The organism is Pseudomonas sp. SJZ080 (assembly GCF_007828295.1).
GTDB lineage: Bacteria > Pseudomonadota > Gammaproteobacteria > Pseudomonadales > Pseudomonadaceae > Aquipseudomonas > Aquipseudomonas migulae_A.
The window spans coordinates 54,574-68,665 of record NZ_VIUK01000001.1 but is presented as its reverse complement, the minus strand read 5'-3'; the positions used below and the strand labels follow the sequence as shown (position 1 = coordinate 68,665).

General features: G+C 61.7%; 13 protein-coding genes. 9 read left to right on the top strand and 4 right to left on the bottom strand.

Annotation, left to right across the window (positions count from 1 at the left end; genetic code table 11):
- Positions 1-69: 69 nt before the first annotated feature.
- Complete coding sequence (locus tag FBY04_RS00325) at positions 70-2,982, bottom strand: aminotransferase (protein ID WP_145314163.1); 2,913 nt, start codon at positions 2,980-2,982, stop codon at positions 70-72.
- A 176-nt stretch (positions 2,983-3,158) separates the two neighbouring features.
- Between FBY04_RS00325 and rfbB the strand changes: the two genes are divergently transcribed.
- The 7 genes from rfbB to FBY04_RS00290 are packed head-to-tail and all read left to right on the top strand — an operon-like array spanning position 3,159 to position 10,244.
- Complete coding sequence (rfbB, locus tag FBY04_RS00320; protein WP_084318258.1) at positions 3,159-4,241, top strand: dTDP-glucose 4,6-dehydratase; 1,083 nt, start codon at positions 3,159-3,161, stop codon at positions 4,239-4,241.
- Entirely contained in the window at positions 4,238-5,113 is an 876-nt protein-coding gene (gene rfbA, locus FBY04_RS00315; RefSeq protein WP_084318259.1) for a glucose-1-phosphate thymidylyltransferase RfbA, read from the top strand. The genes rfbB and rfbA overlap by 4 nt, the downstream gene beginning before the upstream one ends.
- Entirely contained in the window at positions 5,110-5,655 is a 546-nt protein-coding gene (gene rfbC / locus FBY04_RS00310; protein ID WP_145314161.1) for a dTDP-4-dehydrorhamnose 3,5-epimerase, read from the top strand. Before rfbA ends, rfbC begins: the two co-directional genes overlap by 4 nt.
- A complete protein-coding gene (gene rfbD / locus FBY04_RS00305) occupies positions 5,652-6,521 on the top strand; it encodes a dTDP-4-dehydrorhamnose reductase (RefSeq protein ID WP_145314159.1) in 870 nt (289 codons plus the stop codon). Before rfbC ends, rfbD begins: the two co-directional genes overlap by 4 nt.
- A gap of 36 nt (positions 6,522-6,557) precedes the next feature.
- Complete coding sequence (locus FBY04_RS00300) at positions 6,558-8,366, top strand: ATP-binding protein (RefSeq protein WP_145314157.1); 1,809 nt, start codon at positions 6,558-6,560, stop codon at positions 8,364-8,366.
- Positions 8,363-9,748 (top strand): sigma-54 dependent transcriptional regulator, encoded by a 1,386-nt coding sequence (locus tag FBY04_RS00295; RefSeq protein ID WP_084318262.1) that lies wholly within the window; start codon positions 8,363-8,365, stop codon positions 9,746-9,748. Before FBY04_RS00300 ends, FBY04_RS00295 begins: the two co-directional genes overlap by 4 nt.
- Positions 9,749-9,788: 40 nt before the next feature.
- A complete protein-coding gene (locus FBY04_RS00290) occupies positions 9,789-10,244 on the top strand; it encodes a thioesterase domain-containing protein (protein WP_145314155.1) in 456 nt (151 codons plus the stop codon).
- Positions 10,245-10,331: 87 nt separating this feature from the next.
- Here FBY04_RS00290 and cysQ read toward each other — a convergent pair whose 3' ends face one another.
- The gene (gene cysQ, locus FBY04_RS00285; RefSeq protein ID WP_084318264.1) at positions 10,332-11,159 is read right to left on the bottom strand and encodes a 3'(2'),5'-bisphosphate nucleotidase CysQ; all 828 of its coding nucleotides are present in this window, start codon (positions 11,157-11,159) and stop codon (positions 10,332-10,334) included.
- Positions 11,156-11,722, bottom strand: a complete 567-nt coding sequence (gene nudE / locus FBY04_RS00280; protein WP_084318265.1) for an ADP compounds hydrolase NudE — start codon at positions 11,720-11,722, stop codon at positions 11,156-11,158. The genes cysQ and nudE overlap by 4 nt, the downstream gene beginning before the upstream one ends.
- Positions 11,723-11,811: 89 nt before the next feature.
- On the opposite strand from nudE, the gene yrfG reads away from it, so the two are divergent.
- Positions 11,812-12,474, top strand: a complete 663-nt coding sequence (gene yrfG / locus FBY04_RS00275; protein ID WP_145314153.1) for a GMP/IMP nucleotidase — start codon at positions 11,812-11,814, stop codon at positions 12,472-12,474.
- 123 nt (positions 12,475-12,597) lie between these two features.
- Here the strand turns inward: yrfG and lysM are convergent, their stop codons facing one another.
- Positions 12,598-13,038, bottom strand: coding sequence for a peptidoglycan-binding protein LysM (gene lysM / locus FBY04_RS00270; RefSeq protein WP_084318267.1), 441 nt, complete (start codon positions 13,036-13,038; stop codon positions 12,598-12,600).
- Positions 13,039-13,174: 136 nt separating this feature from the next.
- Here lysM and FBY04_RS00265 point away from each other — a divergent pair, with 136 nt between their 5' ends.
- Positions 13,175-14,062: a LysR family transcriptional regulator gene (locus tag FBY04_RS00265; RefSeq protein WP_084318268.1), complete on the top strand. Its 888-nt coding sequence runs from the start codon at positions 13,175-13,177 to the stop codon at positions 14,060-14,062.
- Positions 14,063-14,092 lie beyond the last annotated feature (30 nt).

The window sequence follows — 14,092 nt, the reverse complement described above, 5'->3', positions numbered from 1 at the left end:
CGTGCTCATTATCAGCATCCGACATAAAACCTGTGGGAGCGGGCTTGCCCGCGAAAGCGATTTCAGGCCTTACAAACCTTCATCCAACACCTTCGCCATCATGTCGACAAAGAAATCCACACTCTGGCGCGACGTCACCATCGGCGGTTTGATTTTGAGGACGTTCAGATAATCCCCCGTCGGCTGCATGAAGATCCCCAGCTCCCGCAGGCGATCGCACAGCGCCGTGGTTTCTTCGGTCGCCGGCTCCAGGGTCTCGCGGTCGCGGATCAATTCAACGCCCAGATAAAAACCGGAACCGTGCACCGCGCCCACCAGCGGATGACTATCGATCAGCGCCTCAAGACGCTCCTTGAAATACCCGCCCACGACCTGGGCGTTTTCCCAAAGCTTTTCCTCTTCCATCACATCCAGAACGGCCATGCCGATCTGGCAACTGACCGGGCTGCCACCCGCCGATGAGAAGAAATAACCTTCGGCTTCCAGCGCCTCGGCGATTTCACGGCGGGTGATCACCGCGCCCAGCGGTTGGCCGTTGCCCATGCCCTTGGCCATGGTGATGATGTCCGGCACCACACCCTGTTCTTCGAAGCCCCAGAAGAAGTGACCCATGCGCCCGTAACCGACCTGCACTTCGTCGGCGATGCACACGCCGCCCTGGGCGCGAACCATCCCGTAGACCTGTTTCAAATAACCCGGCGGCAGCGAGATACCGCCGGCATTGCCGTACACCGGTTCGCAAATGAAACCGGCCAGCTGGCGTCCTTGCTCGGCGATTTTCGCCAGGTTGTGTTCGACGCTACGCACATAATCCGGCGCGCTGTCCGGGCCCCGGAATTCACCGCGATAGGTGTTCGGTGCCGTGACCGGGTGCACCCAGTCCGGGCGGCTGCTCAAGGCCTTGGGGTTGTCGGCAATCGACGTCGAGACCGCGTCCGCGCCCACCGTCCAGCCGTGATAGGCCTCCAGCACGCTGACGATGTCGCGACCGCCGCTGTAGGCCCATGCCAGGCGGATCGCCAGGTCATTGGCCTCGCTGCCGCTGTTGACCAGGAACACCCGGTCCATGCCATCTGGCGACAGCTTCAGCAAACGCTCGGAAAATTCGGCAACCGCGGCGTAGTTGAAGCGCGAGTTGGTATTGAGCAACGACCATTGCCGGCTGGCCACCGCGGCCATGCGCGGATGGCCGTGACCGAGCACCGCGACGTTGTTGAGCATGTCGAGGTAGGAGCGCCCCTGCATGTCGATCAGGTGATTGCGCCAGCCGCGTTCGATGCGGGGCGGGTCAACGTAATAGTGTTTCTGGGTCCGGGCGAAACTGGCATCGCGGCGCGCCAGCAAGGTCTGCGAATCAAGCTCCGCTTCAGCGTCGCACGCCAGCCCCAGCAGCGATGCCGGCGACGGACACAACGCTTGCCAGGCCGCCGCGCGCGAAGGCGTGCAAAACAACGGCGCGTCGAACGAGGCGCCTCGGCACAACTGCACCCGCAACGGACCGCTGACCGCGCCCAACACCTGGCCTTTGACCAACGCTGCGCCGGTGTGCAGCGACGGCGTCACGCCCCACAGCCGCACGCTCAGCTGTGGACCGTCGAGTTGCAACACACCCGGCGACGGTTGATGGACCACACCGGCAAACGGCGATTCGACCGCCGTGCCCTGGGGCACTCGCAACTCGACATGCAACGGGCACGTGTCCGGTTCGCTGGCACTGTCGGGGCGGGTGCGGGACAAACGGTATTGTCCGTAACGGCTGGCAGCCAGGCCGTGCGCTGCAGCCGCTTCGCTCAACAGGCGCTGATCGATTCCTTCCTGCTCCCAGTTACCGGCCTCGAAATGCGGGCTGAGTACGCCCAGGTCGATCAAGGCGAATTCACGTCCGACCAGGCTCGGCAGCAACGGCGCAAAGCCTTCGCTGCCAATGTCTGGCAGGTTCTGGCCGACAGACGTGAGGATCGCCGCTTCCATCAACGCCAGCGGCACCGAGGTGGCCACGCGGAAAATCTCCCACTCGTGGGTCAGGTTGTCGCGACTGTACTGGTTACCCGGATCGATGCTGACCTGCTGTTCGCCGCTGAGCACCAGCACCGCCGCCCGCGCGACGATCAGCGGCCACAGCGCCAGCAGTTCTTCGTGTTGCAACGGATTGACCGCGTGATAGGCCTGGACCGCCGGCAAGATGTAGAACGGATCGCCGCCGGCATGATGCAGCAGCGCCGCGCAGGTCACCGAGAGGTCGGTGATGCGCCAGGTGCGGATCAGGTCGCCGAAATCGATCACCCCCTGCAGTTGCCACTGGCGTTGCGAATCGCGCTGCCAGACCACGTTGTCATCGGTGATGTCCATGTGGATGGCCTGCACCGGCAACTTGTCCACCAGCGGCTGCAAATGCCGCTCGGCCTGTTCGGCCACTTGCGCGATCAAGGCTCGCTGCGCGTCATCTTCAATGACCGGCAGCAAATGTGCGATCAAGGCGTTGGCGTGACGCGCATCCCACTGAAGGGTGCGCTGGAGACCCGGATGGTTGAAATCGGCCAGCGCCTGGTCCATTTCACCGCAGAGCCGGCCGAAACCGGCCACCACGGATCCGGGCAGATGGTCCAGGTGTGTGAGCGATTGGCCCTCGATGTATTCGAGCAGGCGCACATGCACCGCTTGCCCGCCGACTTCAAGTGACAGCAGGTCGGCGCCGTTCTGGGCGGCAATCACTCGCGGCACCGGCACACCGGAGTGCTCGGCCAGATGTTTGAGCCCGGCGTGCTGGGCTTGCAGTTCCAGCGCTGAATAGTCGCCACGGCAGATTTTCAGGACGAAACGCCCATGCTTACTGTCAACGCGGTAGTTGAGATCCTGCTGGCTGCCGAGCGCCTGCAATCGCCCGCTCAGCCCGTAATGCCCCTCGAGCAGCTCTAGCGCTTGCACCGCAGACACCTGCGGGCTGGGCAAACTGGCGCGATGAATCAACGTAGCGAGCGGCATACAACGACCCCTGAAATTTTATTAGGCACCTATATCGCCACTGCGTCGGTCGATAATCAACCCCCGCGCATCCATCAAAACCCAAATAGCCGTCACAACCCTATTGCACCACCCCTCTCCTGCCGACAAGCTATGCTCATTTGCTTCAATCGTCTTACAGATAAAGGCTGGCCAACATGCGTATTCTCATCACCGGCGGTGCCGGTTTCATTGGCTCTGCCCTGGTTCGCCACCTGATTCGGCACACTGAGCATGAAGTGCTCAACCTGGACAAACTGACCTACGCTGGCAATCTGGAATCGCTGACCAGCATTGCCAACGACACACGCTACGAATTCGTGCAGGCCGATATCGTTGATCAGGCCACCGTCAGCGCCGTGCTGGCACGTTTCCAGCCGCATGCGATCATGCATCTGGCGGCCGAGTCCCACGTCGACCGTTCCATCGACGGTCCGTCGGATTTCATTCAAACCAATATCGTCGGCACCTACAGCCTGCTCGAGGCCGCTCGCGCCTACTGGCAGACCCTGGCCGAACCGCAGAAAAGCGCTTTCCGCTTCCACCACATCTCCACCGATGAGGTCTACGGCGACCTGCATGGCGTCGATGACCTGTTCACGGAAACGACCCCGTACGCACCGAGCTCACCGTATTCCGCCAGCAAGGCAGCCTCAGACCACCTGGTCCGCGCCTGGCAGCGCACCTACGGCCTGCCGGTATTGCTGACCAACTGCTCGAACAACTACGGGCCGTTCCACTTCCCCGAAAAACTGATCCCGCTGGTGATTCTCAACGCCCTCGCCGGCAAGCCTCTGCCTGTCTACGGTAACGGCCTGCAGGTTCGCGACTGGCTGTTTGTCGAGGATCACGCTCGCGCACTGTTCAAAGTGGTCACCGAAGGCGTGGTCGGCGAGACCTACAACATCGGCGGTCACAACGAGCAGAAGAACATCGACGTGGTGCGTGGCATCTGCGCGCTGCTCGAAGAGCTGGCACCGAACAAGCCTGAAGGCGTCGCGCACTTCGCCGACCTGATCACTTTCGTCCAGGACCGTCCTGGCCATGACCTGCGCTACGCGATCGACGCCAGCAAGATTGAGCGCGAACTCGGCTGGACGCCCGAAGAAACCTTCGAGACCGGCCTGCGCAAAACCGTCCAGTGGTATCTGGAAAACCTGGAGTGGTGCCGCCGTGTTCAGGACGGCAGCTATCAGGGTGAACGACTGGGCGCCATCAATACCAAGGAGTTGATCGCATGATGAAAGGAATTGTGTTGGCCGGGGGTTCGGGCACACGCCTGCACCCGATCACGCTGGGCGTGTCCAAACAGCTGCTGCCGATCTACGACAAACCGATGATCTACTACCCGATCTCGGTCCTGATGCTGGCCGGCATCAAGGAAATCCTGGTGATCTCCACCCCGCAGGACCTGCCGCAGTATCGCAATCTGCTGGGGGATGGCAGTCAGTTCGGCGTGCATATCAGCTACGCCGAACAGCCTTCGCCGGATGGCCTGGCCCAGGCCTTTCTGATTGGTGAGGAATTCATTGGCAAGGATCCGGTGTGCCTGATCCTCGGCGATAACATCTTCCATGGTCAGCGCTTCAGCGAACAGTTGAACAACGCCGTCAATCGCCCTTCTGGTGCCACCGTGTTCGGTTACTGGGTCAAAGACCCGGAGCGCTTCGGCGTGATCGATTTCGACGACGAAGGCCGTGCCCTGTCGATCGAAGAAAAACCGACAGTACCGAAATCCAGCTACGCCGTAACCGGCCTGTACTTCTACGACAACGATGTGATCGACATCGCCAAGGCCGTGAAGCCCTCGCCTCGCGGTGAGCTGGAGATCACCGACGTCAACAATGCCTACCTCAAGCGCGGCGATCTGCAGGTCGAGCGCTTCGGTCGCGGTTTCGCCTGGTTGGATACCGGCACTCACGACAGCCTGCTCGAAGCGTCCCAGTACGTGCAGACCATCGAGCATCGCCAAGGGCTGAAAGTCGCCTGCCTCGAAGAAATCGCTTACGAAAAAGGCTGGATCGACCGCGAGCATTTGCTCGAGCGCGCCAAGTATTTTGGCAAGACCGGTTATGGTCAGTACCTTTACAAACTGGCTGAGGGTGGACAATGAATGTGATTGAAACCGCGCTGCCCGGTGTGTTGATCCTTGAACCCAAGGTCTTCGGCGACGAGCGCGGCTTTTTCTACGAGAGCTTCAATGCCAAGGCGTTCGAAGAGGCCACCGGCCTGAAGAGGCAGTTCGTTCAGGACAACCACTCTCGCTCGCAAAAAGGCGTCCTGCGGGGCCTGCACTATCAACTGGAAAACACCCAGGGGAAACTGGTGCGGGTAACGGTTGGCGAAGTGCTTGATGTCGCGGTGGATGTGCGTCGCAGTTCAGCGAATTTCGGCAAATGGGTGGCGGTGCGTCTGTCCGCGCAAAACCGTCACCAACTCTGGGTACCGGAAGGTTTTGCCCATGGGTTTGTCGTGTTGAGCGATGTCGCCGAGTTCCTCTACAAGACCACGGACTATTACAACCCGTCCGCCGAACGTTGCATTCGTTGGGACGACCCGACGCTCGCCATCGATTGGCAGCTGGATGAAGCACCCCAGCTTTCGGCCAAAGACCAACTAGGCAAAACCTTGCAAGAGATCGATCTGTTTCCATGAGAATTCTTATCAGCGGTCAACATGGACAGGTTTCAAGTGAGTTGCAAAAACGCCTGAAGGTTTTGGGGGAGCTGGTGGTTCCAGGTCGCGATCAGCTTGACCTGGCTCAACCGGAGCAGATTCGTCGGCAGGTGCGGCACGTTCGTCCCGACCTGATCATCAACGCCGCGGCTTATACGGCGGTCGACAAGGCTGAAAGCGATGCCGCAGCCGCTTTCGTCGTCAATGCGCAGGCCCCGGGTATTCTGGCTGAAGAAGCTGCGGCGCTTGGCATCCCGCTGATCCAATACTCCACCGATTACGTGTTCGACGGCCGCAAAGGCGCGCCGTACACCGAAACAGATGCGACCAACCCGCTTGGCGTTTACGGTCAGAGCAAACTGGCCGGTGAAGAGGCGATCACGGCAGTACAGGGCAAGCACCTGATCCTGCGCACCAGTTGGGTCTACTCGGCCCACGGCCACAATTTTCTGCTGACCATGCAACGCCTGCTGCAGGAAAAACCGGAGTTGCGCATCGTCGCCGACCAGATCGGAGCCCCCACCTGGGCCGGCACGATCGCCCACAGCACCCTCGCCCTGATCGAACGCTGGCAGGCTGGCGAGACCGGCGCCTGGGGCACTTATCACCTGACCGCGCAGGGTGAAACCTCGTGGTTCGGTTTCGCCCAGGCCATCGGCGAAGCGCTGCGGGAACAGGGAAAGCCGTGCGCAAACCTGCTGCCGATAACCACCAGCGACTACCCGACACCCGCCACCCGCCCGCTGAACTCACGACTCGATTGCAGTCGCCTGCAGCGCGAATGGGGCGTCAGTCAGCCTGACTGGCAAACTGCGCTGCGCGAGTGTCTTGCCGGACAAGCCTAGGCATAATGCGCCTGTACCCACAGGCGCCTGATGCTCATGAACTCGACCCTTCCCCGCCGACCCCGCTGGCGCAGCCTGGCCCTGCTTGCGCTGTGCCTGGCGCCATTGCTGTGGCCGCTGGAGCATCTGGCCGAGCGTTACTACCGCAGCGAACTGGCCGGACAGAACCGTCAGACCCTCGACCTGTACGTCGCCAACCTGCTGGGCACACTGCATCGCTATGAAGTGATGCCACAGATTCTTGGCGACCTGCCGGCCCTGCGCGCCGACCTGTCTGCACCGGACGACGGCGTAACCCAGGGCAACGCCAACCGACTGCTGAAGAACATCAGCGCCCAGACCGGCGCCGAAGTCATGTACCTGATGGACACGACGGGCAAGACGCTCGCCGCCTCCAACTGGGACAAGCACGACAGTTTCGTCGGGCGCAATTTCGCCTTTCGGCCGTATTTCAGTGAGGCCATGGCCGGGCGTCTGGGGCGCTTTTTCGGCCTGGGCACCACGTCGGCCAAACGCGGTTACTTCTTCGCGGCAGCGGTCCGTGATCGCGAAAAAATCATCGGCGTGCTGGTGGTCAAGGTTGACCTGGACCACACCGAAAGCCTCTGGGGCAAAACCCCGGAACAACTGCTGGTGACCGACCACAACGGCGTGGTCATTCTCACCTCGCGGCCCGAATGGAGGTTTCGCGCGACCCGTCCGTTGAGCGACGCCGAGCGTGAGGCAATCACCGCGATTCAGCCCTACCCGACCCGCGACCCCAAGCCTTTGAACCTCGATCCGGACGCGTGGCTGACCCAGACCCGGCAGATCGACGAAACCGGCTGGAGCGTCAGCATCCTTGCGCCGCGCACCCTGATCGACCGCCCGGTGCGCACGGTGGTCGCCATCGGTGGCGCGACGTTGCTGGTGCTGATGCTGCTGCTCGGCCTGATGATGCAGCGCCGTCGTCACTACCTCGATCGAATCGCCTTCGAAGCCAAGGCCCGTCGGGAACTTGAAGGCCGTGTCGCCGAACGCACCAGCGACCTCGAAGGCCTCAACCGTCGGCTGAAACAGGAAGTGCTGGAGCGTGAACATGCCCAGCAGGAACTGGTGCGTGCCCAGGATGATCTGGTGCAGGCCGGCAAGCTGTCAGCGCTCGGGACCATGTCGGCGAGCATCAGCCACGAACTCAATCAGCCGCTGGCGGCGATCCGCAGCTACGCGGAAAACGCCGAGGTACTGCTTGATCACGAGCGCACCGACGATGCGCGCGGCAACCTCAAACTGATCAGTGAACTGACCGGACGCATGGCCTCGATCATTGCGCACCTGCGGGCCTTTGCCCGACGTGATCGCCACGCCCCGGAAAGTGTCGCGCTGCAACCGGCGCTGGATGACGCGCTGGCGCTGTTGGCCAAGCGCCGGCGGAGCATGGAGGTCGAGCTGATCCGCGACTTGCCGGCCGCCACGCTGTGGGTCGAAGCCGGGGAAACCCGATTGCGCCAGGTGCTCGGCAACCTGCTGGCCAACGCGCTGGACGCGCTGACGGAAAAAGGCCCGCCGCGTAAACTCTGGTTGAGTGCCCAATCCACCGCCGACGGCGTCAATCTGTACATTCGCGACAACGGCCCCGGCTTTTGCATGGAAGCCCTTGGCCGCGCCAGCGAGCCTTTCTACACCACCAAGACCCGCACGCAGGGGCTGGGTCTGGGGCTGGCGATTTGCGAGACCCTGATGCGCGCCTTCGGCGGTGAACTGTCGTTCGCCAACCACAAGGAAGGCGGCGCCCTGATTACCCTGAAACTGCGCGCAGGCGCACCGGGCGTGAGCCTGCAACCGTCCGAGGACCGAAGTGCATGACCATCGACAACCGCATCCAGGTCGTGTTGATCGACGACGATCCCCATTTGCGTCAGGCCCTGAGCCAGACGCTGGACCTGGCGGGCCTGAAAATCCTGCCGCTCGCCGAGGCCAAGGGCGTGGCCGGGCAACTGGAGCGCGACTGGCCGGGGGTGGTGGTCAGCGATATCCGCATGCCGGGCATGGACGGTCTTGAGTTGCTGACCGAACTGCACGCGCAAGACCCCGAGCTGCCAGTGCTGCTGATCACCGGCCACGGCGACGTGCCGCTGGCGGTGCAAGCGATGCGCACCGGCGCTTATGACTTCCTGGAAAAACCTTTCGCCAGCGATGCCCTGCTCGACAGCGTGCGCCGCGCATTGGCCTTGCGCCGGTTGGTGCTGGATAACCGCAGCCTGCGCCTGGCCCTGAGCGACCGCAATGAACTGAGCGCACGACTGGTCGGGCAATCGGCGCCAATGCTGCGCCTGCGCGAGCAGATCGGCGCATTGGCGGCGACCAAGGCCGATGTGCTGATTCTCGGCGAAACCGGTGCCGGTAAAGAGGTCGTGGCCCGGGCGCTGCACGATTTGTCGAGCCGGCGTAACGGCCCGTTCGTGGCGATCAACGCCGGCGCCCTGGCCGAGTCGGTGGTGGAAAGCGAACTGTTCGGCCACGAGCCGGGCGCCTTTACCGGCGCGCAAAAGCGCCGCATCGGCAAGTTCGAATTCGCCAACGGCGGCACGCTGTTCCTCGATGAAATCGAAAGCATGAGCCTGGACGTGCAGGTGAAGTTGCTGCGCTTGCTGCAAGAGCGGGTGGTCGAGCGCCTGGGTGGCAATCAATTGATCCCGCTGGACATCCGCATCATCGCCGCGACCAAGGAAGACCTGCGTCAGTCCGCCGATCAGGGGCGCTTCCGTGCCGACTTGTATTACCGTCTCAACGTCGCGCCGCTGCGCATTCCACCGCTGCGCGAACGTGGCGAAGACGCGCTGATGCTGTTCCAGCATTTCGCCGATGAAGCCAGTGCCCGCCATGGTTTGCCGCCCCACGAACTGCAACCGGGACAGCGGGCGTTGCTGCTGCGTCACACGTGGCCGGGTAACGTGCGGGAGTTGCAAAACGCCGCCGAACGTTTTGCCCTGGGCCTGGAACTGGCGCTGGACAACAGCGCGCCGGAGGGCGGGGCGAGCACATCGGTTGAAGTAGTCAGTGGCGGGTTGAGCGAGCAGGTGGAAAACTTCGAGAAATCGCTGATTGCCGCCGAACTGGCGCGCTCTCACAGCTCGGTCCGCAGCCTCGCCGAAGCCCTCGGCATCCCGCGCAAGACCTTGCACGACAAACTGCGCAAGCACGGGCTGAACTTTGCCGACCATCACCCGACCGACGAACTCGATTGAGCGACCGTCAATCCTTCCTCTTCAAGCAAAAGGCCCCTTCATGAACCGCGACAGTCGTCACCTGGAATCAGTCCTCCACCGCGACATTCCCCTGACGCAGGCCATGGGCGTCAAAGTGCTCGACTGGCACGACCAGCAGTTGCGCCTGTACTTGCCGCTGGAAGCCAACGTCAATCACAAGAGCACCATGTTCGGCGGCAGCCTGTATTGCGGCGCAGTGCTGGCGGGTTGGGGCTGGCTGCATTTGCGCTTGCGCGAAGAAGGGATTGAGGATGGGCACATCGTGATTCACGAAGGGCAGATCAGCTATCCGCTGCCGGTGACCATGGACGCCACAGCGATTTGCCAGGCGCCGAGTGCGGCGGTGTGGAAGAAATTTCTGGCGATGTATCAGCGTTATGGAAGAGCACGACTGACGCTGCATTCACGGATTGTGAATGCCGATAGCGATGACGATGCAGTGACGTTTACCGGGCAGTACGTCCTGCACCGGTAAACCTCTGTGGGAGCCGGCTTGCTGGCGATCCAGGCGACGCGGTGAAACTGATAAACCGCGCTGCCTGGATCGCCAGCAAGCCGGCTCCTACAGATTAGCGAGAGTCAGCAGTTTTTCACGCCAAGCCGCTTTGGCCGGCAGCGCCAGGAAGAACTCGTTCCGCAAAGACTCCCGCGCCGGATAGCTGAACGGTACACCGCTCAACTCCAGCACTTCGCCGCCCGCACCTTCGAGAACGCCTTGCGCAGCCGCCGTATCCCACTGAGAAGTGGGCGCCAGACGCGGATAACAATCCGCCGCCCCTTCCGCCAGCAGGCAAAATTTCAGCGAACTACCGATATTCGCCAGTTGCAGCTCACCGAGGCTGTCACTCAAACCGGCCAGCAAACGTTCCTGCTCCGGGCTTGAATGCCGACGACTGGCGACGACCGTGAAGGCCTCGCCCGGGGCGGGCACGGTGCGAACCTGAATCGACAATGGCTCGGCGCCTTTATCGCCACGCCACGCGCCCAGCCCTGCACCACCGACGTAGAAACGCCCGTTGGTCGGCATCGACACCACACCAAACACCACGCGACCTTGCTCGATCAGCGCGATGTTGACGGTGAACTCTTCACTGCCCGAGATGAATTCCTTGGTCCCGTCCAGCGGATCGACCAGCCACCAGCGCTGCCAGCCGGCACGCACGCTCTGGGGGATGTTGGCATCTTCTTCGGACAACACCGGAATGCTCGGGTCCAGCGCGGTCAGCCCGGCCAGAATCAGATGATGAGCGGCCAGATCGGCTGCAGTGACCGGTGAATCGTCGGCCTTGGCGGTCACCGCTGTGCCGGTACGCCAGAACGGCAGGATCGCGTCGCCAGCCTTCAATGCCAGTTCAACCACCGGCGCCATCAATGGATGCGGAAAATTCATGGCAGGAACACTCCTCGCTGAGTCAGCAGATCACGGGCCAGGTAGAGCGCCGCCAAGGCACGGCCCTCAGTGAATCGCGGGTTCTGGGCCAGGCCGGACAGTTCACGCAGATTGATCTTGTCCACGCCCATCGGCTCGGGCTCGTCGCCCTCCAGTCGTTCTTCGTACAGGTCGGTGGCGAGCACCACTTGGATTTTCTGGCTCATGTAACCCGGCGACAGGGACAACTCGGTCAGGTGTTCCAGCTGTCGCGCGCCATACCCGGCTTCTTCCTTGAGCTCACGCTCGGCCGCCGCCAGCACGTCTTCACCCGGCTCGACCAAGCCTTTGGGCAGCGACAGCTCGTATTCATCGGTGCCGCCGCAATATTCCTCGACCAACACCGCGTGATCCGAATCGATCATCGCCACGATCATCACCGCGCCATACCCGGCGCCTTTGCCGACCAGTCGCTCATAAGTGCGCTCCGCGCCATTGGAGAAGCGCAGTTTCAGCTCTTCGACGCAGAACAAACGGCTGGTGGCGACAATCTCGCGGGCGAGGATGGTGGGTTTTTGGCGCATGAGCGGCTCCTTGGCGATAGCGGGTTACTATACCCGGCCTATCCTGATTGTTGACCTCGGATATTTTTTTACCGTTGGAGAAGTTTTTTATGTCACTGCTGCCGTGGCGCGACATCGACACCGTTCTGCTGGACATGGACGGCACGCTGCTGGACCTGCACTTCGACAATCATTTCTGGCTGGAGCACTTGCCCCAGCGTTACGCCGAGTTGCACGGGGTGAGCCGGGCCATGGCCGAGATGGAATTGCAGCCGCTGTTCGAACGCAACGCCGGTCAGTTGCAGTGGTATTGCCTGGATTTCTGGAGCGCCGAGCTGAAGCTGCCGGTGCGCGAGCTGAAACTGGAAACCGCCCACCTGATCGCGTTGCGCCCCGATGCGGACACGTTTCTGGAGGCCATCAGGAAGGCCGGCAAACGTGTGGTGATGATCACCAATGCGCACCGTGATTCGCTGTCCCTGAAACTGGAACGAATTGAACTGGCGCCGTACTTCGAGCGGTTGATCAGCTCTCATGACTACGGCTTCCCCAAGGAGAATCCGCAGTTTTGGGAGGCATTGCAGGCGGACATCGGCTTCGATCCGACGCGCAGTCTGTTTATCGACGATACGTTGCCGATCCTGCGCAGTGCGCGGGATTTCGGTGTGACGCATTTATTGGCAGTGAGTGAGCCGGACAGTCGCAAGGGGCCAAAGGATACGGCGGAGTTTGCGGCGGTGGTCGATTATCGGGAGTTGATTGCCGGGCTTTAGACCGAGGCGTCTGTATCGCCAGCAAGCCGGCTCCTACGGGGTTTGTGTCGTTCACAAATAATGCGTACGACTCAATCTGTAGGAGCCGGCTTGCTGGCGATGGTCATCACACGGTCTTGAACCTTACTCAGGAATCCGCAACGACTGCCCCGGATAAATCTTGTTCACATCCTTGAGCATCGGCTTGTTGGCCTCGAATATTTTTTGATACTTGTTGGCATCGCCATACACGCGCAAGGAAATCGCACTGAGTGTGTCGCCCTTCACCACCGTGACAAAGGTTGCGGCCTTCACCACCGGCCCGGTCACCGTAATCTGGTCATCCACGCTACCGACCCCGGCGATATTGCCCACCGCCAGCAGGATCTTTTCCTTCTCTTCCTGGCTCGCCACTTCACCGGTCACCGTGACCTTGTCGCCATCCACTGTCGCCTGCACATTCGGGTTTCCCAGGCCGACCTTGCTGATGTGTTCCTTCAACTGCTCGCTGGCATTGGCGTTGCCGGGCGTCAGCAGGTCGATAAGCTTTTCACCTGCTTCTTTCACAAAGCTAAAAATACTCATGGTGCACTCTCCTTGGTTTTCAGATTCCAGACGCAAAAGCCTAGACCAAGGTTGCAAGCCTCGGTTCCCACCCGACCAATGACGCCGCTTGCCCCCAGGCGCTAGAATCCCGACCTTCCCGCGCCCCGGAGCGAAGATGGACATCAAGCAGCTGAAATTCCTCATCGCCCTCGATGAAACCCGCCACTTCGGCCAGGCCGCCGCACGTTGTCACATCACCCAGCCGACCCTGTCCATGCGCCTGCGCAGCCTCGAAGAAGAGCTGGAGTTGCCATTGGTCAACCGGGGCCAACGCTTCGAAGGCTTTACCGCGCCGGGCGAGCGGGTGCTGGCCTGGGCGCGCACCGTGCTGGCGGCCTGTGACGGTTTGCAGGCCGAGGCCGCTGCCTGTCGCGGCAACCTGGTGGGTACGCTGCGTCTGGGCGTGGTGCCATTGTCGAGTTTCGATCCGCTGCCCTTGCTGCAACGCCTGCACGCCGAACACCCGAACCTGCGGTTCGAACTCTCGGCGCTGAGCTCCGAGCAGATCCTCGAACAACTGGCGAACAATCGCCTGGACCTCGGCGTGTCGTACCTGGAACGCCTGGACGCCGAGCGCTTCGATTCCCTGACCTTCAGCGAAACCCGCATGGGCCTTCTCTACGATCAGCGCTTTTTCACGTTCGGCGAGGCGCCGCTGAGCTGGGAATCGTTGATCGAACTGCCGCTGGGCATGCTCACCAGCGGCATGCATTTCCGTCAGTCCATCGATCACAATTTCCACAGCCGCGGCCTCACCCCGCAGCCGCTGTTGCAAACCGATGCCGTGCATCAACTGTTACAAGCTGTGCACGGTGGTTTGTGTTGCGCCGTGATGCCGCTGGATGGCGGGCTGGAAAACCTGACCGATCATCTGCGTTTACAACCGATCGAAAACGCGCAGACCCTCGGCCAACTGGGGCTGATCATGCGTCGCAGCGCACCGCGGTCGGCGCTGGCGGAAGCCTGTTTTGCGATCTATCAGAAATCGCCAACCATCTCTTGATCGACGCCATCTATCGGCAGATCAGTAATA